The organism is Camelimonas sp. FR25, from assembly GCF_059740505.1.
Genome location: NZ_JCAWFG010000078.1, coordinates 51353 through 75207 on the forward strand (window position 1 = coordinate 51353; position 23855 = coordinate 75207).

The window sequence follows — 23855 nt, forward strand, 5'->3', positions numbered from 1 at the left end:
CGACTTGGGGCCGAGGTTACGCCGGCCATTGCGCCATTGTCTTGCGTAAATGGCTGGCGTCCTTAACCCGGCGCCGCAACGGCATCGACGATGATACCAGGCTGCGAAGATGCTGACGCATCCGCATCCTGCAATGCTCAAGCGCCGCACGGGCTTGGCCAGAACCCGATGAGTCACGCTCATCGGGTTCTGGTATGTGCCTGGGCTTGACCCCATAACCGGGGTCCGGCAAGCCAGTGGTCTGCAATGGAGTTCCCCCCGTGTCGGCAACCAGTTCAAGCGCCAGTCCGTTCCACGATCGCCTCGCCGGGCGCGCTGCGATGATGGAGCGCGTGCTCGCGGATATCATCGCAAGCCACGGCGCCGCCCATCCGCGTCTGCGCGCCGCGATGCAGCATGCGGCGCTGGGCGGCGGCAAGCGGCTGCGGCCATTCCTGACCATCGAGGCGGCGGTGTTATGCGGCGCATCCGCAGAAAGCGCCGCGCCGGCGGCGGCGGCGACCGAGCTGCTGCATTGCTACTCGCTGGTGCACGATGATCTGCCGTCCATGGATGATGACGACCTGCGTCGCGGCCAGCCGACCGTGCACAAGGCCTATGACGAGGCCACGGCGATTCTGGCGGGCGACGCCTTGCTGACCCTCGCCTTTGAGGTGTTGGCCGGCGACCGCGCCCATCCCGATCCGGCGACGCGCGCAGCCCTGGTGCTCGGACTTGCGAGGGCAGGCGGCATGGCGGGCATGGTCGGCGGCCAGATGCTCGATCTGGGCGCCGAGGGGCGCTGGGGCGCACAGGGCCTGTCAGCCGCAGAGATCATGCGTCTGCAGGCGCTGAAGACTGGCGCCCTGCTGCAGTTCGCTGTCGAAGCCGGTGGCCTTGTCGCGGGCGCCGACGCCGCGACGCAGCAGCGTCTGGCACGTTATGGCAAGGCGGTGGGCGGCGCCTTCCAGATCGCCGATGACATTCTCGATCACGAGGCTGACGCAGCCACCATGGGCAAGCGCACCGGCAAGGATGCGGACAAGGGCAAGGGCACGCTGGTCACTTTGCTAGGCATCGACGGCGCCCGCGCCGCCTGTGATGATTTGATCGATGAGGCGATCACGGCGCTCGACGCCTATGGGCCTGAAGCTGAGGTGCTGCGCGAAGCGGCGTATTTTGTGGGTGCGCGGCGCTCCTGAGGCGGCGCGGCGAACCGCCGGATCGTCTGCAAACAATAAAGGGCCAGGTGCGATGCCTGGCCCTTCTGTATGTGTGGCGCGCTGCAGGCCCAGTTTGACGATGCCTGCGGCCGAACATCGCCTCAGGCGGCGAGGATTTCCTTCGACGCCACCGTGGTGTCGGCGTTGAGGCGGTAGACCAGCGGCACGCCGGTGGCCAGCTCCAGACCAGCGATGGTGTCGGTGTTCAGGCCATCCAGCACCATGATCAGCGCGCGCAGCGAATTGCCGTGCGCCGCGACCAGAATGCGCTCGCCGCGCATCACGGCGGGCAGAATCTCACGGATGTAATAGGGCAGCACGCGCGCGGCGGTGTCCTTGAGGCTCTCACCGCCGGGCGGCGGCACGTCGTAAGAACGGCGCCAGACATGCACCTGCTCCTCGCCCCAGCGCGCGCGGGCGTCGTCCTTGTTCAGGCCAGACAGCTCGCCATAGTCGCGCTCATTCAGGGCGATGTCGCGAGTGGTCGGCAGGTCCGACTGGCCGAGCTGGCCGAGGATGAGACCGGCGGTCTTCTGGGCGCGGGTCAGGCCCGACGTGTAGCAACGATCGAACGACAGGCCCTTGGCCTTCAGCCGGTCGCCGGCGGCCTTGGCTTCGGCGACGCCGAGTTCGGTCAGGTCCGGGTCTTTCCAGCCGGTGAACAGGTTCTTGAGGTTCCAGTCGCTCTGGCCGTGACGGGCGAGAACAAGAAGACGCTCGGTCATAGCTTACTCCGGTTGCGGCGCGCTGGCCGCGAGGCGCGGCGCCGTCTGTCTGAATGCGGGGGGCGAAGGCGTTGGCCAGCGAGGTCTTAGCCCACGCCCAGTACGTCTGCCATGGAATACAGGCCCGGGGCCTGGCCGCGGCTCCACAGCGCCGCGCGCAGGGCGCCGCGCGAAAAGATGCCGCGATCCTCGGCGTGGTGTGACAGGGTGATGCGCTCATGCGGTCCAGCGAAAATCACGCTGTGGTCGCCAACCACCGAGCCGCCGCGCAGGGTGGCGAAGCCGATGTCGCCAGCGGTGCGTGGGCCGGTGTGACCGTCACGCACGCGCACCGAGCGCTGGGCCAGATCGATGGACCTGCCCTGAGCCGCCGCCTCACCGAGCAGCAACGCCGTGCCGGATGGCGCATCCACCTTGTGGCGATGGTGCATCTCCAGCACTTCGATGTCGAAGTCCTCGCCGAGCGCCGCCGCCGCCTGGCGCACCAGCGCCGCCAGCAGGTTGACGCCAAGGCTCATATTGCCGGAGCGGATGATCACCGTGCGCTGCGCCGCGTCAGCCAGGGCGGCGAGGTCTGTCTCCGACATGCCGGTGGTGCCGATGACATGCGCCACCCTGTGCTCCGCCGCCAGCCGGGCCAGCGCCACCGTCGCCACCGGCGCGGTGAAATCGATCACCGCATCTGCGCCGGCGAGCGCCGCCGCAATGTCGTCGCTGACCGTGACGCCGAGCGCGCCGACGCCCGCCAGCACGCCTGCATCCGCGCCGATGGCGTCCGACCCTGGCCGGTCGGCGGCGGCGTGCAGCACGGCGCCAGGCGTCTCATGCACCGTGGCGATCAGCATGCGCCCCATGCGACCGGCGGCGCCGGCGATAACCAGCTTCATGTCGCTCATGACCAAAATCCCTGAAAACTCATTCGCCCGGTTGTGGGCCGTCATAACCTTCGATGACCACCATGTCGGCGACCGCATGGCCGTCGCGCAGCGCCTTGGCGCTCTGGTACTCCGGCGAATTCCAGCAATCGAGCGCCGCCTGGCGGCTGGGGAATTCAATCACTACATTACGGGCGCGAGCGCCGCCTTCGGCGATGTCAAAATCACCGCCGCGCACCAGGAATCGACCGCCAAATTTGGCGAAGGCAGCGCCATTGGCCGCCACATAAGCCTTGTAGGCGTCAGCGTCCGAGACATCGACCCGCCCGATCCAGTAACCCTTGGCCATCACATCGCCCTTTCGTTCAGCGCCTTTGCGCGCGTGCTCAGCTGCGGGCCAGCGCCGCGCCAATATCGTCGATGATCGCCGCCGCCACAGCCTGGGGATCGGCCGCTTCCGTCACCGGGCGCCCCACCACAAGATAATCGGAGCCATTGGCGATGGCCTGCCCAGGCGTCACGGCGCGCTTCTGGTCGCCCAGCGCTGCGCCGGCCGGGCGGATGCCCGGGGTGACCAGCAGCATGTCGTCGCCCGCAACAGGGCGGATATCGGCCACTTCTTCTGCCGAGAGGATCAGCCCATCAATGCCGGCGGCGCGGGCCTGAGCGGCGCGCAGCGCCACGGTGGGGCGCACGCCCTGGGCGTAGCCCGCCTCCAGCAGCTCCGCGTCGTCATAAGAGGTCATGACGGTGACGCCGAGAATTTGCAGGGCGCTGTCGCCGCGCCCGCGCGCCGCCGCCTTCATGGTCTGCGGGTAGGCGTGCACCGTGAGAAACCGGCCGCCAAGGCTGGCGATGCGCGCCGTGGCCTTTTCCACCGTGTTGGAAATGTCGTGCAATTTCAGGTCGACGAACACCTGCTTGCCCATGTCAGCGAGCTCGCCGACAAAAGGCAGGCCGCCGCCATAAATCAGCTCCATGCCCACCTTGTAGAACGACGCCGTGTCGCCGAGGCGGTGGACCATGGCGCGCGCCGCTGCGACGTCGGGAAAATCCAGCGCCACGATCAGGCGGTCGCGGGCAGGGATGGCGGAGCGGGGCGTGGAAGGAGCGCGGTGCGAAGTCATGACGCCTCATCGCATGGATGCGGCGCCGCGCTCAAGTGTGCGGCGCGACCGCCAGCGGCTTTTTGGCGTCAGCGACGCCCAGCGGCGCGCGCCCCTTCCGGACCGGCCTTGCGATAGGCCCAGACCCGCGCGGGCGGCAGGTTCCACCACACCCGACCCGACGGCTCGGAGGTGTAGTCCTGCGACTTCGGGATCGGCGACACCGGCGAATAGGTGAACTGGATAAAGGGCGCGCCCGGAGCCATGACGCCGAAGGCGTCATTGAGCAAGGCCATGCGCTGCGGCAGGGGTTTGGTGAACAGCGGCAGGCTGGAGACGGTGGCTGCGGCGGGACCGTTGAGCGCGTCTTTCAACAGCTGCGGGAACTTGTAGGCGTCGCCCTGCAACACCATGGCGGCGGGAAAGCGGCGCGCCAGCAGACGGCAAAAGTCCTCATTGTATTCAACGAGGATCAGACGATCTTCACTGACGCCGCGCCGCAGGATGGCTTCGGTCACCGGACCTGTGCCAGGGCCAAGTTCGACCACCTGACCAGGCGCAGACGGATCAAGATAGCTGGCCATGGTGCGGGCCAGCATCTTGCCTGAGGGGGTGACGGCGCCCGTCACCAGCGGCTTCTCGACCCAGGAGCGCAGGAAGCGCGCCTCGTCATCGATGCGAACCGGGGATTTCCCGAAAGTGCGTTCACGGGCCAAGATCAACGGGCTCCAGCGAAGCAGATGGCCGATGGACGGCTGCTGTGGTCGCTCGCATGCATGAGCAATCGGTGATCGCCAGTTGACATGGAGGTCCTTCCATCCGGGTAGAGGCCGACGCTGCAACAATCATTGCAGCGGCCCGATCTGGTTACACCCGTTGCGGGCCGACGCAAAGACCCCGGCTGTCACAAGACTGATGACAGCGGCTGGGTGAAGCGCACGCCTCACCGCCGCGAGGCAATGTGCAAGGCGCTGGCAAGCCACGCGCCGCAGCGCCAGTCGCCCGGCGGCTTCGGCTGTGCTCAGCCGCCGAGGCCGCCGAACAGTTCCTTGACGCGCGACAGGAAGCCGGCGCTCTCCGGATGGGTTTCGCCAGAGGACTCGCGCTCAAATTCCTGCAGCAGCTCGCGCTGGCGCTTCGACAGGTTCTGCGGCGTCTCGACCACAACCTGGATGTAAAGATCGCCGACGCTGCGGCTGCGCAGCACCGGCATGCCCTTGCCCTTGAGGCGGAGCTGGCGACCGGTCTGCGCCCCTTCCGGGATCGCCACCTTGGCCGGCTGTCCGTCCAGGGTCGGCGCATCGAACTCACCGCCCAACGCCGCCAGGGTCATCGACACCGGCGCGCGGCAGAACAGATCAGCGCCGTCGCGCTGGAAGATGGCGTGCGGCTGGATCGACAGGAAGATATAGAGGTCGCCAGGCGGGCCGCCGTTCGAGCCGGCTTCGCCCTCGCCCGACAGGCGGATGCGGGTGCCATCCTCGACGCCAGCCGGCACATTGACCGACAGGGTGCGCTCCTTGGTGACGCGCCCGGCGCCGTGGCAGACGTCACACGGATTTTCGATGACCTCGCCACGTCCGCCGCAGGTTGGGCAGGTGCGTTGGATGGCGAAAAAGCCCTGGGTGGCGCGGACCTGGCCGACGCCGCCGCAGGTGGCGCAGGTCTTCGGCCGCGAGCCGGATTTGGCGCCTGTACCTTCGCAAGTGTCGCAACGAATGGCCGTAGGCACGCGGATCGAGGCGGTCTTGCCGGCGAAGGCTTCCTCAAGCGTGATCTCGAGGTCATAGCGCACGTCAGCGCCGCGATTTCGGCCCTGACGGCCGCCGGCCCGGCCCCGACTGTCCCCGAAGAAATTGTCGAAGATGTCGGTCATGAAATCGGAGAAATCAGCGCCGAAGCCCGGCCCACCGCCGGCGCCGCCCTGCTCGAACGCAGCATGACCGTAACGGTCATAAGCGCCGCGTTTCTGGGGATCCTTGAGGACCTCGTAAGCTTCTGCGATTTCCTTGAATCGCACCTCGGCGGCGGCGTCGCCCTGATTCTTGTCCGGGTGCCATTTCATCGCCAGTTTGCGAAAGGCGACCTTGAGTTCGCCATCGGTCGCGGTTCGCTCGACCTCAAGGACTTCGTAATAGCAGCGCTTGGCCATCGGGCAATTTCCAGACCTGAATCCTGTGACGTGACGCGATATGGGCGCGTTGACTGGCGCGTAAGGCGACCTGCCGCGCCCGGGCGCGTCGTCGGATGTTGCTCCAGGCGTTGTCGTTTTGAGCAATTGTGTTCGATCGCTGCGACGCCCGGCATGGGGCGCGCAGAAATCATGCGGCTGGGGTCTGAGATAGCGACGCCAGGCACGCTGGTAAAGACGCAGGGGGCCGTGCGACGCGCGGCGTGCTTTGGCCGCAACAACTGCCCCGAACAGCGACGGGGCCGCGATAACGCGGCCCCGTCACCATCACGGCTTAGCCGTTCTTCTTGTTGTCGTCGACTTCCTGGAAATCGGCGTCGATGACGTCGTCGTCTTTCTTCTTCGCGCCAGCGTCAGCGCCATCGGCCTCAGAGGCCTGCTGGGCCTCATACATGGCCTGGCCAAGCTTCATCGACGCCTGCATCAGCTCATTGGTGCGCGCCTCGATGGCGGCGACGTCGTCACCTTCCAACGCCGTCTTGAGTGCAGCGACGGCGGTTTCAATGCCAGCCTTGTCGGTGGCCGAAACCTTGTCGCCATATTCGGCCACAGACTTCTCGGTCGAATTGATCAGGGCTTCACCCTGGTTCTTCGCCTCAACCAGCGCGCGACGCTTCTTGTCTTCCTCAGCGTTGGCCTCGGCGTCCCTGACCATCTTTTCGATGTCAGCATCTGACAGACCGCCCGACGCCTGGATGCGGATCGCCTGCTCCTTGCCGGTCGCCTTGTCGCGGGCCGACACATTGACGATGCCATTGGCGTCGATGTCGAAGGTCACCTCGACCTGCGGCACGCCGCGCGGCGCCGACGGGATGCCGACCAGATCGAACTGGCCCAGCGCCTTGTTGTCGGCGGCCATCTCACGCTCGCCCTGGAAGACGCGGATGGTCACGGCGGTCTGGTTGTCTTCAGCCGTCGAGAACACCTGGCTCTTCTTGGTCGGGATCGTGGTGTTGCGGTCGATCAGACGGGTGAACACGCCGCCAAGGGTCTCAATGCCCAGCGACAGCGGGGTCACGTCGAGCAGCAGCACGTCCTTGACGTCGCCCTGCAGCACGCCAGCCTGGACAGCGGCGCCGATGGCGACCACTTCGTCCGGGTTGACGCCCTTGTGGGGCTCCTTGCCGAAGAACTGCTTCACGACTTCCTGGACCTTGGGCATGCGGGTCATGCCGCCGACCAGAACCACTTCGTCGATCTGGCCAGCCGAAAGACCTGCGTCCTTCAGCGCCTTGCGGCACGGCTCGACGGTGCGCTGGATCAGATCGTCAACAAGGCTCTCGAACTTGGCGCGCGACAGCTTGAGCGCCAGGTGCTTCGGACCAGATGCATCCGCCGTGATGTACGGCAGGTTGATCTCGGTCTGCGCCGCCGACGACAGCTCGATCTTGGCCTTCTCAGCAGCTTCCTTCAGTCGCTGCAGGGCGAGTTTGTCCTTCTTCAGGTCGACGCCCTGCTCCTTCTTGAACTCGTCCGCGAGGTACTCGACCAGACGCATGTCGAAGTCTTCGCCGCCCAGGAAGGTGTCGCCATTGGTCGACTTCACCTCGAAGACGCCGTCGCCAATCTCGAGGATCGAGACGTCGAAGGTGCCGCCGCCAAGGTCGTACACGGCGATGGTGCCAGCAGCCTTCTTGTCGAGGCCATAGGCCAGCGCCGCGGCGGTCGGCTCGTTGATGATGCGCAGCACTTCGAGGCCGGCGATCTTGCCGGCGTCCTTGGTGGCCTGACGCTGGGCGTCGTTGAAGTAGGCCGGAACCGTGATGACGGCCTGGTCAACAGGCTGACCAAGGAACGCCTCTGCGGTTTCCTTCATCTTCTGCAGGGTGAAGGCGGAAATCTGCGACGGTGAATAGTCCTTGCCGTCGGATTCAACCCACGCGTCGCCGTTCTTGCCCTTGACGATCTTGTAAGGGACGAGGCCGATGTCCTTCTGGGTCATCGGATCATCGAACGAGCGGCCGATGAGGCGCTTGATGGCGAAGAAGGTGTCTTCCGGATTGGTGACAGCCTGGCGCTTGGCCGGCTGGCCGACGAGGCGCTCGCCATCGTCAGTGAACGCAACGATCGACGGCGTGGTGCGCGCGCCTTCCGCGTTCTCGATAACTTTCGGCGTCGAGCCGTCCATGACAGCGACGCAGGAATTGGTGGTGCCGAGGTCGATACCGATGACCTTACCCATGATTGATCCCTCACTCTTAAAGCAGACCGCCAGGCCCCGAAGCGACCCGGCCATGGCCCAGTCCGTCATCCATTTCGGCATGACGGCTGGAAACCCAGACGGTGTTCCCGTGCTCTTGCGGCTATATAGGAGCGCGCCACTGGCCTCGCAAGCCGATCGGATGCTGCATTTGCGTCATGGCTACCTGCCCCAGGGCAAGCTGGCGTCACGCAAGCGCATGCCTCCTGCTTGCAGGCACAGCCCTGCGTCGCATATTGCCTCCGCCCAATGTGTGGCCGACACGGTTGACGTGCATAGCGGTGTGACGCCTCACGCGTATCGCGTCTTCAACTGGCGGCGCGTGGCGCGATGCGCAAGATGTCGCGCACACATCCTTTCGCGACCGCATAAGGTCAGACGACCTTGCGCATGAAGCGCGCGTTAGCGAAGACGGATGCGCGGTGCGGCAGCCTGATCATCAGGCGGTTGGCTGGCCAGTAAAGGCGGGCGCCGCGCAGCCAACTACGCGCGCGCCGGGCTCATGGCCAGGGCCGCAGTTCGCCGCGGCGCGCCGCGCTGAGCGCGCCGGCGAGCGCTGCAGCGAAGCCCTCGCGCTCTTCTGCCGACAGCGCCTCGGCGACCGGGATCACGGCGCCGCGGGAGGCGAGGCTAAGCCGCAACAGACCGAACTCCTCATCGTGTTCGCGCAGCAGCGTGGTCCACAGAGGGTTGAGGCGCCACTCGGCCTGCTCGCCAGTGTGCGACACCTTGCGCAAAAACAGGCTGGCGTTATCGACCACGATCTCTTCGAACGCCCTGGCCCGATAATAGCTCAGCCGGAAGGCGACAAATAGCGCGAGAAGATCGAGGCCAAAGAAGCCAGCCACTGGCCAGGCGCCGATGAACACGAAAGGCAGGCTGCCCACGACGCTGCTGACCAGCACCAGGGCCATCACCAGCCTGAAGCCACGCGGGCCCAGCGAGCGATGCGGGGTGATGAGCGCGCGGAACTCGTGCACGGGGCCAGAGGCTGGACCGTGCGGCTGCGTGGAAGCGTGAGCGGTGATCATCGTTTCATTTGCCACGGGGCGCCCCCGTTTCGCGACGCTGGAGCATTTACCAGAAAGTGGAGCTTCGTTCTCGCCGGACCCATGCGTCATGGCAACGCGTCCCGACGATGGCTGAGTTTGCGCTTTCACAGCAAGGGGAAAGGCAGGCGTCCGTGCGCGGCGCGCCCAGCTGCCGCAGGCCACCGGCGACGATGACGAAGGCGCTCATTCAGCCTGCGCCAACGCGCCCTGTCGCGCCTGGCCGCCGCGCCAGGGGGCCGCGCCAAGGGGCCGCGCCAGGGGGCCGCGCATTGCCAATCGGCCAGCTCGCGCATTGCCTGTCACGACCGCTTTGATCATAACCGGGCCATGACCATCAGCAAATCCGCCTCCCCGCGTAAAAAGCCTGCAGGGCCACGCCCGCTGTCCAAGGCGGAAATCAATGCGGTGTTCGCGCGTTTTCAGGCCGCCAATCCCGAACCGGAGGGCGAGCTGGAATATGTCAACGCCTACACCTTGCTGGTGGCGGTGGCGCTGTCGGCCCAGGCCACCGACGTCGGCGTTAACAAGGCGACCCGAGCCCTGTTCGCCATCGCCGACACGCCGCAGAAGATGCTGGCGCTGGGCGAGGATGTCGTCCGTGACCACATCAAGACCATCGGGCTGTTTCGCGCCAAGGCGCGTAATGTCATGGCGATGTCGCAGATCCTGGTCGACAGGCACGGCGGCGAGGTGCCGGCTGATCGGGCGCTGTTGGAGGAATTGCCAGGCGTTGGCCGCAAGACGGCGAATGTGGTGCTGAACATCTTCTTCGGCGTGCCGACCATCGCTGTCGACACCCATCTGTTCCGCATCTCCAACCGCCTGCCGCTGGCGCCTGGCAAGACGCCGCTCGCGGTGGAGCTGGGGCTTATGAAGATCATACCGGAGCAATATCTGCTCCACGCCCACCATTGGCTGATCCTGCACGGCCGCTATGTGTGCAAGGCGCGCAAGCCGGAGTGTTGGCGTTGCCTGATCGCCGATCTGTGCCGCTTCGAACCGAAGACCCCGGCGCCCAACGCGCCGAAGGTCGCCATCCCGTTCGAGTCGTAACGCGGGCTCAGCCGAAGACAATCAGGCCGGCGAGGCCGGCTGCGCCAACGACGAGGCGCCAATAGGCGAACAGGGAGAAGCCGCGCTTCGAGACATAATCGAGCAGGCTGCGCACCACGAACAGGCCCGATGCGAAGGCCATGACGAAGCCGATGACGATCAGGGAGCCGTCGTGGAAGGTCAGGTGCTTGTAGTTCTTGATCAAATCCCAGGTGAAGGCGCCGGCCATGGTCGGCATGGCCAGCCAGAACGAGAACTCGGCGGCGGCGCGCTTGGACGAGCCCATCAGCATGGCGCTGACGATGGTGGCGCCGGAGCGCGACACGCCGGGGATCATCGCCAGGCACTGGGCCGCGCCAATGGCGAGATACATCTTCAACGGGAAGCTTTCGGCGTCGTCCTGTCGCACCTCCAGCCTGAGGTTGTCGACCACCAGCAGGATGAAGCCGCCGACGATCAGCGAGATGCAGACGATCCACGGGTTGAACAGCACGGACTTGATGAAGCCATGCAGCAGAACGCCAAGCAGGGCCGCCGGCAGGAAGCCAAGCAACACGCCGAGGATAAATCGCCGGGTCTCTGGCCGCGTGGGCAGGGTGCGCAGCAGGAAGACGATGCGGCCAGCGTAGACGGACAGGATGGCGAGGATGGCGCCGAGCTGGATCAGCACCTCGAAGGTGTGACCCTTGGATTCAAAGCCAAGGAAATGACCGAGCAACAGCAGATGCCCGGTCGATGACACCGGGAGAAATTCCGTCAGGCCCTCGACCAGCCCGAGCACGGCCGCCTTTAGCGCTTCAATGCCATCCATCACCATTGCTCCAGGCGCCAATTGTCCCATCGCGCCGGATGGTCGCCACATTCCGTGGCGATACCGGTTGAATCGCGCCGCCCGTTAACCTGGCGGCCAGCGCCCCCCGTTATCATGCCCCTGTTATGGGGCTGAAAGGCCCAAGGCAGTTACGCCTGAAGCGTTGAATGGACTGTTAATGGCCCCGCAAGACGCTGGAACCGCCAGACCACGATCCGGGACGCTGGTTGTCCTGGTCAAGCAGCCTGGGTATATGGGCGCCTTCCCCGTCACAATCTGGACCGGACGTCGCAAGACGCCGGAGTGGAACCGCCCCTGATGGCCACCCTGCACCATCACGCCTTCTGCCCGCACTCCCGTTTTGTCCGCCTGTTGCTGGGCGAATACGGCCATCAGCCAGAGCTGGTGGAAGTGAGGCCCTGGGAACGCCGGAATGCGTTTCTGATGCTCAATCCGGCCGGGGAGACGCCGGTGCTGCAGGTCACAGGCACGTTGCACCCGGATGGTCGCGATACGGATGACACGCCGCGCAATCTGACGCCGCTCACCCTCAGCGGCGCGGCGGTCATCAGCGAATATCTCGATGAATTGCTGGGCGAGAAGCATCCCGACCAGCGTTTGCTGCCTGGTGGGATTGCGGCGCGCGCAGAGGTTCGCCGCCTGACCGCCTGGTTCAATGAGAAATTCTTCTCGGAGGTCACGACCTATCTGTGCACGGAGAAGATCTACAAGCGCTTCATGGCCAGCGAACTCGGCGGCGGGCCGCCGGACATGAACGGCGTGCGCGCCGCGCGCAACAATGTGCGCTATCATTTGCGCTATATCGGCTATCTGCTGCGCGACAAGCCCTGGCTCGCCGGTGATCGCGTCACCTGCGCCGATCTGGCGGCGGCGGCGCATCTGTCCTGCGTCGACTATCTCGGCGACGTGCCGTGGAGCGAGGACGAGGCGGCGAGCGCCTGGTACGCGCGGATCAAGGCGCGACCGTCGTTTCAGACGCTGCTGCAGGATATGGTGCCTGGCATGGCGCCTGCTTCAGGCTACGCCCGGGTGTAAAACCAGAACCCGATGAGCGTGACTCATCGCGTTCTGGCCAAGCCCGTGCGGCGCCTGAGCATTTCAGGATGCGGATACGTCAGCATCTTCGCATCCTGGTATAAGAGGCTGGATACGCCTTGGGCAGCGCGCGGACGCCACCGCGCAGATGACAGCAAGGGAGCGCCTGACATGCCGTCTGACGTCGTCCCTGACCGGAAAACGCAGCCCCCCCGCCCCGTCGACGCGAACCTCACCAGGCGCAAGGCCAAAGCACCCATTCTTGCGGGCGATGCGCTCAAGCAGGCGGTGATTGCGCGGGCGCGGGCGGAAGGCTTTGACGTGGCTGGCGTCGCGCCTGCGGACGCCGTGCCGCAGACTGGCGCGCACCTGCAACAATGGCTGGCCGCCGGCTATCAGGGCGGCATGACCTGGATGGCCGACCGCATCGAGCGGCGGGTGGGCCCGCAAGGCATGTGGCCAGAGGCGCGCTCGGCGCTGGTGCTCGGCCTGAACTATGGCCCGGATCACAACCCGCTTGACGGGCTATTGGAGCGGCGACGCGGCCTGATCTCGGTTTACGCCCAGCGCCGCGACTATCACGAGGTCATCAAGGGCCGCCTGAAGCAGGTCGCCGCTTTCCTCGCGACGCGTGGCGGCGCCGACGTCAAGGTGTTCGTCGACACCGCGCCGCTGATGGAGAAGCCACTGGCGGCGCGCGCAGGGCTCGGCTGGCAGGGTAAGCACACTGTTCTGTTGTCGCGCGAGCTTGGCAACTGGTTGTTTCTCGGGGTGATTCTCACCAGTGCGGACCTGCCGCCCGATACGCCGGGCCGCCAGAGCTGCGGCTCGTGCCGCGCCTGCCTCGACATCTGTCCGACCCAGGCGTTTCCGGCGCCGTTCCAGCTCGATTCGCGCCGCTGCATATCCTATCTCACCATTGAGCATGACGGGCCGGTGCCGCCTGAGTTGCGCCCGGCGATCGGCAACCGGATTTTTGGCTGCGACGACTGCCTCGCCGTCTGCCCGTGGAACAAATTCGCCAAAGCCGGGCGGGATGCGCGGCTGGCTGTCGATCCACGGCACCATCTGCCGCCCTTGGCCGAGTTGCTGGCGCTCGATGACGCCGCCTTTCGCGCGCGCTTCGCCGGCACGCCGGTCAAGCGCACCGGGCGCGACCGGTTCATGCGTAATGTGCTGATCGCCGCCGGTAACTCGGGGGATGCGCAGCTCAGCGGCCAGGTCGCGGGACTGCTCCGAGACGCGGCCCCGCTGGTGCGCGGCGCGGCGGTGTGGGCGCTCGCGCAGCTGGCGCCGGCCATGCTGCGTGCGCTGGCGCCAGACTTTGCGGCAGAGGATGATGCTGCGGTGCGGGCTGAATGGCGCCTGGCGCTGGATGATACAGCGACAGATATCATCACCCGACAAGCATGACGCGACGGCTAATGGTCTTACCCGGGAGGCTTCTGCGCATTGCTGGTCGCAGATCGGTCAGCAACGTTGCGGCCTGGTATGATGGCTAACCACGAACGGGGAGGCATTTGAGCGGCGGCGGCGCCAGCGCTATGGTCACGTTCGAATGGAGAACGGCGGACATGGCGGAGCTGGTGGTGTTCGGGCTGGGCTTTTCAGCCTCGGCCTATGTGGCGGAATATGGCGGACGCTTTGATCGCGTCACGGCGACCCGCCGCCAGCCGGCGCAGATAGCCGGCGTTGACATCTACGCCTTCGACAGCGAGCAGCCAGATGCGCGCGCCGTCACCGCGCTCGGCGAGCGCCTGACCACCGCCACCCATGTGCTGATCTCCGCAGCGCCAGACGGGGCCGGCGACCCGGTGTTGCGCCATTTCGCAGACGCCCTGGCGATGGCGCCGAAGCTGCGCAGCATCGTCTATCTGTCGACCATCGGCGTCTATGGCGACCATCAGGGCGCCGTGATCGACGAGGATGCGGCGCTGCGGCCGGGCAGCGCGCGCAATCGCCAGCGCATCGAGGTGGAGCAGCAATGGCTGACGCTGGGCGCCGCCGCCAACAAGGCGGTGCATGTGCTGCGTCTGTCGGGCATTTATGGGCCGGGCCGCAATCAGCTGGTGAAGCTGCGTCAGGGGACCGCCCACCGGGTGATCCGCGCGGGCCAGGTGTTCAATCGCATTCACACCGCCGACATCGCCCAGGCGATGGACGCCGCCTTTGCGCGCGCGCAGGTCGAACAGCGGGCATGGAACGTCACCGACAGCGAGCCCTGTGCGCCGGAATTGCCGATTGAATTTGCAGCGGCGTTGCTGGGCGTCGCTCCGCCGCCAGCAATCCCTTTTGCTGACGCCAATTTCTCGCCCATGGCGCTCAGCTTCTGGGGCGAGAACAAGCGCGTCAGCAACCGGCGGATGCGTGAAGAGCTGGGTGTGAAACTGCGCTATCCCAGCTATCGCGAGGGGCTCACCGCTCTGGCGCAAGCCGGCGAGGGACGCTGATCCGCCCTGCCCTGGCTGTCAGACGGCTTGCCTTTTCGGGGCCCGATGACCGGACGCCGCCGCACCGCCGATCAGGCCTCGCCCGCGCCAGTGAAGTGATTGATGTAGCGCTGGCTAATCACGGACACTGGCAGCAGCACCAGCACGTCTGTGGTGCCGAACTGCCGGTCGACCACGGCGCCTGCGCCGAAGCTGGCGCCGAGCCGCAGATAGCCCTTGATCAGCGGCGGCAGGGCATGCATCGCCTTGCGGGGCTCGACCTCTTCCTTGGCCATACGGTTCATCGAGACCATGCGCGACGGCAGCGGCGTCACGTTCCAGTCGTCTGGCGCGGCGGCGAAATGGTGCAGGAAGCTGAGCGGCAAGGCGAGGCGATCAGGATCAATCCCGTCGAAGCTGGCGCAGCCAAACATCGCGTCGATGCGATGGTGGCGCACATAATTCCAGATGCCCTGCCACAGAAGCTCCACCGTGCGCTTGGTGCGATATTCCTTCAGCACGCAGGAGCGGCCGAGCTCCAGAAAACGCAAACCCTTGTGCCGCGCCAGCAATGGGGCGATGTCAAACTCGCTCGCCGTGTAGAAGCCGGAGTGGCGCTCGGCGACTTCCTGCCGCAGCAGGCGATAGGTGCCGACGACTGTCGGCCTGGCGTTGGCGCCTGCCGCAGGGTCGGCGTCGCCATAGTCGAGCACCAAAAGATGGTCGCAAATGGCGTCGAACGCATCCATGTCGCGACGCACAAGTCGCGCGGCCGGATTGGGTGCGGCGGACATCTCCTCGAAGAACACCCGGTAGCGCAGGCGTTGCGCCTGCTTGATCTGCTTGCGGGTGGTGGCGAGACGAACTTCAAGCGCGCCAATGCGTCCGAGCACCGGGGCGATACCGCCCAGGTCTGCGACCTCGTCTGGCAACGTCACATGCCCGGGAATCAGTTTCAGCGCCCCATTTCCTGCACGACGCGCCGGGTACAGCATGGCGGCTGACAATAGCGGCGCAAAACGCGTGATCAGTGGATTCGCCGTGGGGGGCAACGGGCCAGGCCTGTGACTTCTCATGGGAAGACGCGCCTCATCATCGCATCACAGGCCTAACCACGCCCCAGCCGGCGCAAGCCTGTCTCCAGGCCATGTATAAGCATATTGGCTGCGCTGAATTGTGACAATGGCGGCCCTTTGTGCACAACAGGTCGGGCCGCCTTTGCGTCAGCATGTGGCCGGCGCGTGGCGCAGCAGCGGATGATGGCGCAAACACCGGGCCAGTCAGAGTTTTGACCTGCGCCCGTGCCCGTGCCAGATGCGACGCAGGCTGCCCGGGCGCAGCAGGGAGAGGTGGCATGAACACAGATGGCGCAACAGCTTCCGGATGGCGCGGCGACCTGGACGGGCTGCTGGTGGTTTCGGTGGAACAGGCGGTGGCTGCGCCTTACGCCTCCAGCCGGCTCGCTGACGCCGGGGCCAGGGTGATCAAGATCGAGCGCGCCGAAGGCGATTTCGCCCGCCGCTACGACCGGCATGTGCACGGGCAAAGCAGCTATTTCGTCTGGCTGAACCGGGGCAAGGAATCCATCGCGGTCGATCTGCGCGACGCAGGCGACATCGCCATGATCCGCCGCATGGCGCTGAAAGCCGACGTGTTTATCCAGAATGCAGCGCCGGGGGTGCTGTCAGCGCTGGGGCTCGACATGGCAGGGTTGCGCGCCGCCAATCCGGCGCTGATCACCTGTTCGATATCCGGCTATGGCGAAGAGGGGCCGCTACAGCACCTCAAGGCCTATGATCTGCTGGTGCAGGGCGAAACCGGACTGGCCGGCATCACTGGCACGCCGGAGGGCTCCGGGCGCGTCGGCGTTTCGGTGTGTGATATCGCCGCCGGCATGACGGCGCATCAGGCGATCCTTCAGGCGCTCATTGGCCGGGCGCGCACCGGGATTGGACGTCACATCGCCGTCTCACTGTTCCACGCCCTCGCCGACTGGATGAACGTGCCCTATCTGCAGCATGTGCTGGGCGGCGCCGAGGTCAAGCGCATGGGGCTGAACCACCCGACCATCGCGCCCTATGGCGCCTATGCCTGCGCGGGCGACCGGGAAATCCTGTTCTCGATCCAGAACGAGCGGGAGTGGCGCACGCTGTGCGAGGCCGTGCTGGGACGTCCTGAGCTCGCGGACGATCCGCGCTTTTGCGACAATACCGCCCGCGTCGCCAACCGGCCGGCGCTGGACGCAGAGATTCTGGCGGTGTTCGGCGGATTGAGCCGGGAGGCCGTGTCGGAGCGGCTTGAATCTGCGCGCATCGCCTGGGGGCGCATCAATGGACTTGATGATCTGGCCAGCCATGCCCAGGCGCGCTTTATCGAGGTGGAGACCGCCCAGGGCGCGGTGACGCTGCTCGGGCCTGGCGCCTTGCACGACGGCGTCTCGCCTGTGGCGCGGCGGGTGCCGGAAGTGGATGAGCATGGCGCGGCGCTGCGGCGGGAGTTCGCTGGTTAGCGGATACGCCTGCGTCTTCTGGGCTTGCGGCAGGCCCAGGCGCAGTTCGCGCGAGGGATGAGGCAAGAGCGTGGATGCCCGTGACGAGCACGGGCATGCCGGAGAGGTTGCAGCGAGCGTGGGCTGTAGGCGCGACGGTCACGCTGCTGGCGAACGTCGCCTCCGTGTTTGCCCAGGTTTCCGGGCGGCGGTATTTGCCGCCCGTGTTGCCCTTGAGTTGCTCAGTCGATCCAGCGCAGGGCGCGTTCGAACAGGCTGACGGCGTGGGTGTGGAGCTTGTCGCCGGTGGCGACGGGGGCCTTGCCGGCGCAGGCGCGGGCGTGGGTGCCCTCGATGATGATGCCAAGCTTGTAGCAGGCGAGCACGCCATACCATTTGATGTGGGTCAGATCGCGCTTGCTGTGCTTGCCATAATGCTCGATCAGCTCGGGAATGGTCGGAAAACCCTTCCATGGCGTCACCGCCACATCGTCTGGCCGCGGCGTGTCGGTCTCGGACCAGGTGGCCATCAACCAGCCGAGATCGAGCAGCGGATCACCGATGGTGGTCAGCTCCCAGTCAATGATCGCCGCCAGCTCCGGGCTGTCATTGTGGAACATGACGTTGGCGAGGTGGAAATCGCCATGGATGATGCCTGGCTGGAAATCTGGCGGGATGTTGGTCGCCAGCCAGTCGGCGACGCGGGCGACGCCCGGCAGACAATCCGGGCCCGGCCAGCCTTCGTTTTCCTTGTAGCTGTCGAGCTGTGAGCGCCAGCGATCGACCTGGCGCTCAAGATAATTGTCGACCTTGCCGAAATCGGCGAGGCCGAGCGCGATGTAATCCTGGGCGCCAAGCTTCGCCACGGCCTCGACCATGGAGAAGCCCATGCGGCGGCGCACCTCTTCCGAGCCGGCGTGATAGGGCGGCAGGCCGGTGACCGCGTTGAAGCCGTCGATGGGCTGCATCAGATAGAAAAACGCGCCGAGGACGCTGTCATCGTCGCAGGAGGCGATGAAGCGCGGATGCGGCACGTCGGTGTCGGCGAGGGCGGCGAGCATGCGCGCCTCGCGCTGCATGGTCTTGTTGGAGTTGCCGCGCAGGTGCAGCGGCGGGCGACGCAGCACATAGCCGCGACCATCGCGGTTGAAGCGAAGCAGGATGTTTTGCGTGCCGCCCGCCAGGCTTTTGACATCGGTGATGGGCCCCGAGCCAAGCCCCTGGGTCTGCATCCACGCGGCCAGAGCCGCCAAATCAACGCCGTGTTCCATCGCTGCCCTCCCGTTGGCATCCTTCCTGACGACTGGCCAGGCGGCGACGCGGGTTGAGGCGAAAACCTGCCTTACTGCGCGACGCCAGTTTGTTCCAGCTGCAGAGCTTTTCAGCCCCGCGCCAGCTTCTGCTTTTCCATCTCGCGCAATTCACGGCGCATGATCTTGCCGGTGGTGGTCATCGGCATCTGGGTGATGAATTCGATGGCGCGCGGATATTCATGCTTCGCCAGACGTGATTTCACCGTCTCGCGAATCTCCTCCGCCAGCGCGTCCGACGGCTGGAAGCCCTCGGCCAGCACGATGAAGGCCTTGATCGCCTCGGTGCGCACAGGATCTGGCACGCCGACCGCCGCCGCCATCACCACCGCCGGATGGCGGGTGAGCGCGTCCTCGATCTCGCCGGGGCCGATACGGTAGCCCGACGAGGTGATGACGTCATCGCCGCGGCCCTGGTACCAGAAATAGCCATCCTCATCCATGGCGCCCATGTCGCCGGTCAGCAGCCAGTCGCCTGCGTATTTCTCAGCGGTGGCCTCGGGGCGGTTCCAGTATTTGAGGAACATCACCGGATGACCCCGACGCAGGGCGATATTGCCGGTCTCGCCAGCCGGCAACACCTGTCCGGCGTCATCAACGATGGCCGCCGTCATGCCTGGCACCGCCTTGCCCAGGGAGCCGAGGCGCGGCGCCAGCACCTGCCAGCTGTTGCCGATGCAGACGTTGCACTCGGTCTGGCCGAAGCCTTCATTGACCTGGATGCGCAATGCCGCGGTCGCCCAGTCGAGCAGATCGCGGCCCACCGATTCGGTGCCGGACACCACCGCGCGCAGGTTCACATCCTCAAGGTGCGGGGAATTGGCCTGGCGGATCAGCTTCAGCATGGTGGGCGTGAGCATGGCGACCCGCACCTTGTGACGCCCCATCAGGCGCAGCGCCTCGCCTGGATCGAAGCCTGGCGCGCGCCAGGTCAGCACCGGGATGCCGGCGCACCAGCCGCACATGAGGATGTTCATCAGCCCCGCCAGCCACGACCAGTCAGCCGGCGACCAGATCACGTCGCCCTGCTGCGGCATGAAGTCGAGCATATAGGAGATGCCCGGCATGTGACCGCGCACCACCCGGTGGGCGTGCAGGGTGCCTTTTGGCAGGCCAGTGGTGCCGGAGGTGTAGCTGATGAAGGCGGGCGTATCGGGGGTGAGCGGGCGGGTGTCGAAGCTGTCCGACGCCTTCTGCGCCGTATCCCAGAACGGCTCCGCGCCTGGCTCGGCGCCGTCGATGACAAAGACCTGGGTGACTGATGGCGCGTTGAGGCGCGCCTCCACGACCTTTGCGTAATTGGCCCGGTTGGTGATGACGATTTTTACGCTGGCGTCGTTGAGACGATATTCGATGGCGTCGGCGCCAAACAGCACCGAGGTCGGGATCGAAATCGCGCCCAGCTTCCAGCAGGCGACATGGCTGACGGCGGTCGCCGGGTCCTGGCCGAGCAGCACCATCACCCGGTCGCCCTGGCCTACGCCAAAATGGGCCAGCATGTTGGCGACGCGGTTGGCGGCGCGCTGGACGGCGCTGAAGGTCCAGGTCTGGACCTGCCCGTCGCCGAGTTCGTGAATCAGCGCGACATTATCCGGCGTGGCGCGGGCGTGCCGGTCGCACACGTCTTCCGCCATATTGTAGACGGCAGGGATATCGAACTGGAACGCGGCGCAGGTTTCTTCGTAATTATTCTTGCGTACAGGCAACATGTCAGCCCACCAGCAGGGTCTTGTCGGCTGCGCCCGTCATGGGCGGCGGCCTGGCGCAAGCCCTTGCGCTTGCGCCATTTTGCTTCGGTCGTCGTCCTGATCGGTCAGGCGATCAGGGCTTGCTCAGATTTTGTTGAGCCGGCTCAGTAAAGCGTCAGTCCGCCATCGACGACCAGCGTCTGACCGCAGACGTAGGAGGCATAGGGCGATGCGAGGAACAGCGCGGCGCCGGCCATGTCTTCCGGTGTGCCCATGCGGCCGACCGGGATCTTGGCCAGCGCGCCTTCGAGACGCTTCGGGTTCTGGGTGGTGACGCGGGTCAGCTTGGTGTCGACCAGGCCCGGCGCAATGCCGTTGACCCGGATGCCCTCGCCCGCCCAGGCGGCGCCCAGGGTCTTGGTCAGGCTGATGGCGGCCGCCTTGGAGGCCGCGTAAGCCGGATTGCCGATATTGGCGCGCTGGCCGGAAATCGAGCTGACCACGATGATGCTGCCACGGGTTTCGCTGAGCGTCTGGCGGAATTTGCGCGAGCAATCCATGACGCTGTCGATGTTGACGGCCATCACCTTGTCCCAGCCGTCGCGCTCGAACTCGCCGCGCTTGTAGACGACGATGCCCTGGCACAGCACCAGCACGTCGAGCGAGGCAAAAGGCAGGGTGGCGGCGGCGACTTCCTCTGCGCTCGACACGTCGACCTTGCTGTAGCCGAGGCCGGAGAGATCCGAGCCATCCTCTGCAGTGTAGTCACTTGCCGCGGCGCGCGTGCCCCAGACGTGGACATTGGCGCCATGCGCCCGGAACTGCTGCGCGACGCCATTGCCAATGCCGCTTGAGCCGCCCACAACCAGGACGTTACGGCCGGAAAAATCGAAACCGCTCATGTGCGTGCCCCCGTAGCGCCAGGCTGGGCGCCCGGCTCTGCTTATTGGTCTATTGGCGAACGGGACATCCGGCGCCAAATGGTTTATCCAAATGACCTAAACCTGACAGGAGGTGTCGTCAAGGTGGCGGAACATGTTGAAGAGGCGTCCGAAAGCGCGCGCGACACCATCAAGCACGCGGCCTGTGAGCTCTTCGCCCTGCGTGGCGTGGACGGGGTGACGGTCCGCGAGATCGTCGCGGCGTCGGGCCAGAAGAACCATGGCGCCCTGACCTATTATTTCGGCTCCAAGGACAATCTGGTGAAAGAGATTGTCGCGGACGGCGCGCGCGCCATCAACGACGCCCGCAACCACATGCTGGACCAGCTGGAGCAGGCCGGGGGGGCAGAGCTCTACGACGCGATGCGGGCGCTGGTGCTGCCGTCCTTCGTGCCCAATGGCGGTCCCCATGGCGAACGTGGCAGCTACACGCGGTTCATCACCCTGCTCTCGCTCACCCACCGTCGCCTGTTCATGGCGTCGCTGGCCGGCGATCTGAACTCGGGCTATTTGCGCTGCCTCGATTTGTTACGTCGGTTGACGCCAGGCATGGACGACCGGCTGCGCAACCGGCGGCTCGTGTTCATCGAGGCCTCGCTGGGCGCCATGCTGTCGCTACGCGAAAGCGCCCTCGCCGGCGGGCCGCCGCCAGGTCATATGTGGCGCGATCCGCTGGCGGTCGACGATGTGATCATGGCCTGCATGGCCATTCTGACGGCGCCGCCGCCTGGCGCGGCCGATGGCCAATCTGCAGGCGGCGCGCAGCTCTGAGGGAGTGCCCGCCCTGTCCATGGTCTGGTCGTCGCGCCGCGCAAGGCCTTGATCCAGCCTGCGCGCGCGACAGTGCGGGCCGCGCTTCAAACCAGGCCGCGAATATGTTGCGGCATCCGCGACCTGAAATGCTCGTCGGGTGCTGGTATCAGCGCCAGCCAGCGGGAGTGGCGGGAATGGCGACGCCGCGCAGATCGGCGATGGTAGGGAAGCCATTGACCGCCATCAGCAGATCCGCCTCCGCGAGAATGCAGCGGATGACATGGGCGACGCCTTCGACGCCGCCGATGGCCAGGCCATAGGCGTAGGGCCGGCCGATGCCGACAGCGGTCGCGCCAAGCGCCAGCGCCTTGACCACATCGGAGCCGCTGCGCACGCCAGAATCGAACAGCACTGGCGTTGAGCCCGCCGCCTTGACCACGCCGGGCAGCATGTCGATGGCGGCGACGCCGCCATTGGCCTGGCGTCCGCCGTGGTTGGAGCAGTAGATGGCGTCGGCGCCGCCGTCGATGGCGCGCCGGGCGTCATCGGGATGGCAGATGCCCTTGAAGATCAGGGGCAAGCGGGTGAGCGAGCGCAGCCAGGGCAGATCATCCCAGGTGAGCGGATTACCAAACACGCGGCCGAACATGCCGATCGCCGCGCGCGGATCTTCGTTCACCGGCCTGTCGAGCAAGGACTGGAACACCGGATCGGAGAAATAATTGGCGAGGCAGGCGCCGCGCAATTGCGGGAAGTTCGAGGTGGTGAGATCGCGCGGACGCCAGCCGGTGACCCAGGTGTCAAGCGTCACCACAATGCCCTTGAACCCGGCGGCTTCGGCACGGGAAACAAGGCTGGCGGCCAGATCGCGATTGGTCGGCGTGTAGAGCTGGAAGAAGTTCGGCGTGTCGCCAAACGCCTGCGCCACCTGCTCCATGGGATCCTGCATCAGCGTCGAGGCGACCATCGGCACGCCCATCTGGGCCGCCGCTTTGGCCGTGGCGATGTCGCCATGACCATCCTGGCCGCAAATGCCGATGACGCCGACGGGCGACAGGAACAGTGGCGACGGCAGCCTCATGCCGCACAGTTCCACCGACAGATCGCGCTTTGCAGCGCCGACAAACATGCGCGGAATAATGCCCCAGTGGTTGAATGCCGTGGCATTGTGGTCCTGGGTGCGCTCGTCGCCACAGCCGCCGGCGACATAGGACAGCACTGACGGCGGCATGGCGCTGGCGGCGCGCGCTTCTAGGTCGGCGAAACACATGGGCAGTTTGGGAACCTGGCCCATCAACCCGCCGAAATAGATTTCATTCTGAAAATCGCCGAAATGGGGCATTTCCTCATCCCTTTATCTGTTTGTGACGGGATGATAGGGGAGCGCCGCGCCGGCTCAAGTCACTTGTCGCAGCCGGCGGCGCGCCGGACCTGCCATTCACTTGAGCAATGGCTGCGACTGGCGCAAAGCTACGCCATGACTGAAGACGCTCCCATTGCGGCGCCGCAAGCGACGCTCTCCGTATGCGTGACGTGCAGGATGCGCTGCAATGCCCCGCCCGGTTATCGCGAGCCTGGTCGCGACCTCGTGGCCGCACTGCAGCAGCGGCTTGCTGGTTCGGCTGTCGCAGTCCGCGCCGTCCAGTGCTTCGCCGTGTGCAACCGGCCATGCACCATCGCGCTACAGGCCACGGGAAAATGGGCGTTGCTCACCGGCGATCTGACGCTGGAGCGCGATGTCGACGCCATTGTCGCGGTGGCGCTGATCTATGCCGCCACGGGCGATGGCATTGTGCCCTGGGCACAGACGCCCATGGCCTTCCGGCGCGGCGGCATTGCCCGGCTGCCTCCGGCGCCGTCGATGTAAGGCCTCCGACGGCACGGCCTTTTGGACAAGTGCAGTGTGCTGTGCGTCAGACATGGGACAAGCCCGGTTACGCCCAATGCACGTCGGCTGGCGCCGCCCAGTCGGCGT

Annotated in this window: 22 protein-coding genes; 8 read left to right on the forward strand and 14 right to left on the reverse strand. The window is 65.9% G+C overall.

Annotated features, from left to right (window positions below; translation table 11 throughout):
* Window positions 1-320 precede the first annotated feature (320 nt).
* Complete coding sequence (locus tag AC6A67_RS09825; protein ID WP_498036498.1) at window positions 321-1181, forward strand: polyprenyl synthetase family protein; 861 nt, start codon at window positions 321-323, stop codon at window positions 1179-1181.
* 122 nt (window positions 1182-1303) lie between these two features.
* Here AC6A67_RS09825 and AC6A67_RS09830 read toward each other — a convergent pair whose 3' ends face one another.
* From AC6A67_RS09830 to AC6A67_RS09865, 8 genes are all read right to left on the reverse strand, one after another.
* A complete protein-coding gene (locus tag AC6A67_RS09830; RefSeq protein ID WP_498036377.1) occupies window positions 1304-1927 on the reverse strand; it encodes a 2,3-bisphosphoglycerate-dependent phosphoglycerate mutase in 624 nt (207 codons plus the stop codon).
* Window positions 1928-2013: 86 nt separating this feature from the next.
* Entirely contained in the window at window positions 2014-2814 is an 801-nt protein-coding gene (dapB, locus tag AC6A67_RS09835; protein WP_498036499.1) for a 4-hydroxy-tetrahydrodipicolinate reductase, read from the reverse strand.
* A gap of 28 nt (window positions 2815-2842) precedes the next feature.
* The gene (locus AC6A67_RS09840; RefSeq protein ID WP_498036378.1) at window positions 2843-3151 is read right to left on the reverse strand and encodes a DUF1330 domain-containing protein; all 309 of its coding nucleotides are present in this window, start codon (window positions 3149-3151) and stop codon (window positions 2843-2845) included.
* 37 nt (window positions 3152-3188) lie between these two features.
* Window positions 3189-3929 carry an orotidine-5'-phosphate decarboxylase gene (pyrF, locus tag AC6A67_RS09845; protein WP_498036379.1) on the reverse strand — a complete coding sequence of 247 codons (741 nt, stop codon included), beginning with the start codon at window positions 3927-3929 and terminating at the stop codon, window positions 3189-3191.
* Window positions 3930-3997: 68 nt separating this feature from the next.
* Window positions 3998-4624, reverse strand: coding sequence for a class I SAM-dependent methyltransferase (locus AC6A67_RS09850; RefSeq protein ID WP_498036380.1), 627 nt, complete (start codon window positions 4622-4624; stop codon window positions 3998-4000).
* A gap of 305 nt (window positions 4625-4929) precedes the next feature.
* The gene (gene dnaJ / locus AC6A67_RS09855) at window positions 4930-6060 is read right to left on the reverse strand and encodes a molecular chaperone DnaJ (RefSeq protein ID WP_498036381.1); all 1131 of its coding nucleotides are present in this window, start codon (window positions 6058-6060) and stop codon (window positions 4930-4932) included.
* A gap of 313 nt (window positions 6061-6373) precedes the next feature.
* Window positions 6374-8281, reverse strand: a complete 1908-nt coding sequence (gene dnaK, locus AC6A67_RS09860; RefSeq protein WP_498036382.1) for a molecular chaperone DnaK — start codon at window positions 8279-8281, stop codon at window positions 6374-6376.
* A gap of 518 nt (window positions 8282-8799) precedes the next feature.
* Entirely contained in the window at window positions 8800-9345 is a 546-nt protein-coding gene (locus tag AC6A67_RS09865; RefSeq protein ID WP_498036383.1) for a DUF2244 domain-containing protein, read from the reverse strand.
* A gap of 333 nt (window positions 9346-9678) precedes the next feature.
* On the opposite strand from AC6A67_RS09865, the gene nth reads away from it, so the two are divergent.
* A complete protein-coding gene (gene nth / locus AC6A67_RS09870) occupies window positions 9679-10404 on the forward strand; it encodes an endonuclease III (RefSeq protein ID WP_498036384.1) in 726 nt (241 codons plus the stop codon).
* A 7-nt stretch (window positions 10405-10411) separates the two neighbouring features.
* Here the strand turns inward: nth and AC6A67_RS09875 are convergent, their stop codons facing one another.
* Complete coding sequence (locus AC6A67_RS09875) at window positions 10412-11215, reverse strand: undecaprenyl-diphosphate phosphatase (protein WP_498036385.1); 804 nt, start codon at window positions 11213-11215, stop codon at window positions 10412-10414.
* Between the two features lie 318 nt (window positions 11216-11533).
* On the opposite strand from AC6A67_RS09875, the gene AC6A67_RS09880 reads away from it, so the two are divergent.
* The 3 genes from AC6A67_RS09880 (at window position 11534) to AC6A67_RS09890 (ending at window position 14721) form a co-directional block, all read left to right on the forward strand.
* Window positions 11534-12271, forward strand: a complete 738-nt coding sequence (locus tag AC6A67_RS09880) for a glutathione S-transferase family protein (RefSeq protein WP_498036386.1) — start codon at window positions 11534-11536, stop codon at window positions 12269-12271.
* 171 nt (window positions 12272-12442) lie between these two features.
* Window positions 12443-13684: a tRNA epoxyqueuosine(34) reductase QueG gene (gene queG / locus AC6A67_RS09885; protein ID WP_498036387.1), complete on the forward strand. Its 1242-nt coding sequence runs from the start codon at window positions 12443-12445 to the stop codon at window positions 13682-13684.
* Between the two features lie 161 nt (window positions 13685-13845).
* Window positions 13846-14721 carry an SDR family oxidoreductase gene (locus AC6A67_RS09890; protein WP_498036388.1) on the forward strand — a complete coding sequence of 292 codons (876 nt, stop codon included), beginning with the start codon at window positions 13846-13848 and terminating at the stop codon, window positions 14719-14721.
* 71 nt (window positions 14722-14792) lie between these two features.
* On the opposite strand, the gene olsB is transcribed toward AC6A67_RS09890, so the two are convergent.
* Window positions 14793-15776, reverse strand: coding sequence for a l-ornithine N(alpha)-acyltransferase (gene olsB / locus AC6A67_RS09895; RefSeq protein ID WP_498036389.1), 984 nt, complete (start codon window positions 15774-15776; stop codon window positions 14793-14795).
* 278 nt (window positions 15777-16054) lie between these two features.
* On the opposite strand from olsB, the gene AC6A67_RS09900 reads away from it, so the two are divergent.
* Window positions 16055-17209, forward strand: a complete 1155-nt coding sequence (locus AC6A67_RS09900) for a CaiB/BaiF CoA transferase family protein (protein WP_498036390.1) — start codon at window positions 16055-16057, stop codon at window positions 17207-17209.
* Window positions 17210-17430: 221 nt separating this feature from the next.
* Here AC6A67_RS09900 and AC6A67_RS09905 read toward each other — a convergent pair whose 3' ends face one another.
* The 3 genes from AC6A67_RS09905 to AC6A67_RS09915 all read right to left on the reverse strand — a co-directional run bounded on the left by AC6A67_RS09905 (window position 17431) and on the right by AC6A67_RS09915 (window position 21088).
* Window positions 17431-18459 carry a phosphotransferase family protein gene (locus AC6A67_RS09905; RefSeq protein ID WP_498036391.1) on the reverse strand — a complete coding sequence of 343 codons (1029 nt, stop codon included), beginning with the start codon at window positions 18457-18459 and terminating at the stop codon, window positions 17431-17433.
* A gap of 110 nt (window positions 18460-18569) precedes the next feature.
* Entirely contained in the window at window positions 18570-20207 is a 1638-nt protein-coding gene (locus AC6A67_RS09910; protein WP_498036392.1) for an AMP-binding protein, read from the reverse strand.
* Between the two features lie 143 nt (window positions 20208-20350).
* Complete coding sequence (locus AC6A67_RS09915; RefSeq protein ID WP_498036393.1) at window positions 20351-21088, reverse strand: SDR family NAD(P)-dependent oxidoreductase; 738 nt, start codon at window positions 21086-21088, stop codon at window positions 20351-20353.
* Window positions 21089-21211: 123 nt separating this feature from the next.
* Between AC6A67_RS09915 and AC6A67_RS09920 the strand changes: the two genes are divergently transcribed.
* Entirely contained in the window at window positions 21212-21898 is a 687-nt protein-coding gene (locus AC6A67_RS09920) for a TetR family transcriptional regulator (protein WP_498036394.1), read from the forward strand.
* 148 nt (window positions 21899-22046) lie between these two features.
* Here the strand turns inward: AC6A67_RS09920 and AC6A67_RS09925 are convergent, their stop codons facing one another.
* Entirely contained in the window at window positions 22047-23222 is a 1176-nt protein-coding gene (locus AC6A67_RS09925) for a lactate 2-monooxygenase (protein WP_498036395.1), read from the reverse strand.
* A 135-nt stretch (window positions 23223-23357) separates the two neighbouring features.
* On the opposite strand from AC6A67_RS09925, the gene AC6A67_RS09930 reads away from it, so the two are divergent.
* A complete protein-coding gene (locus tag AC6A67_RS09930; RefSeq protein ID WP_498036396.1) occupies window positions 23358-23747 on the forward strand; it encodes a DUF1636 family protein in 390 nt (129 codons plus the stop codon).
* Window positions 23748-23855: the final 108 nt, after the last annotated feature.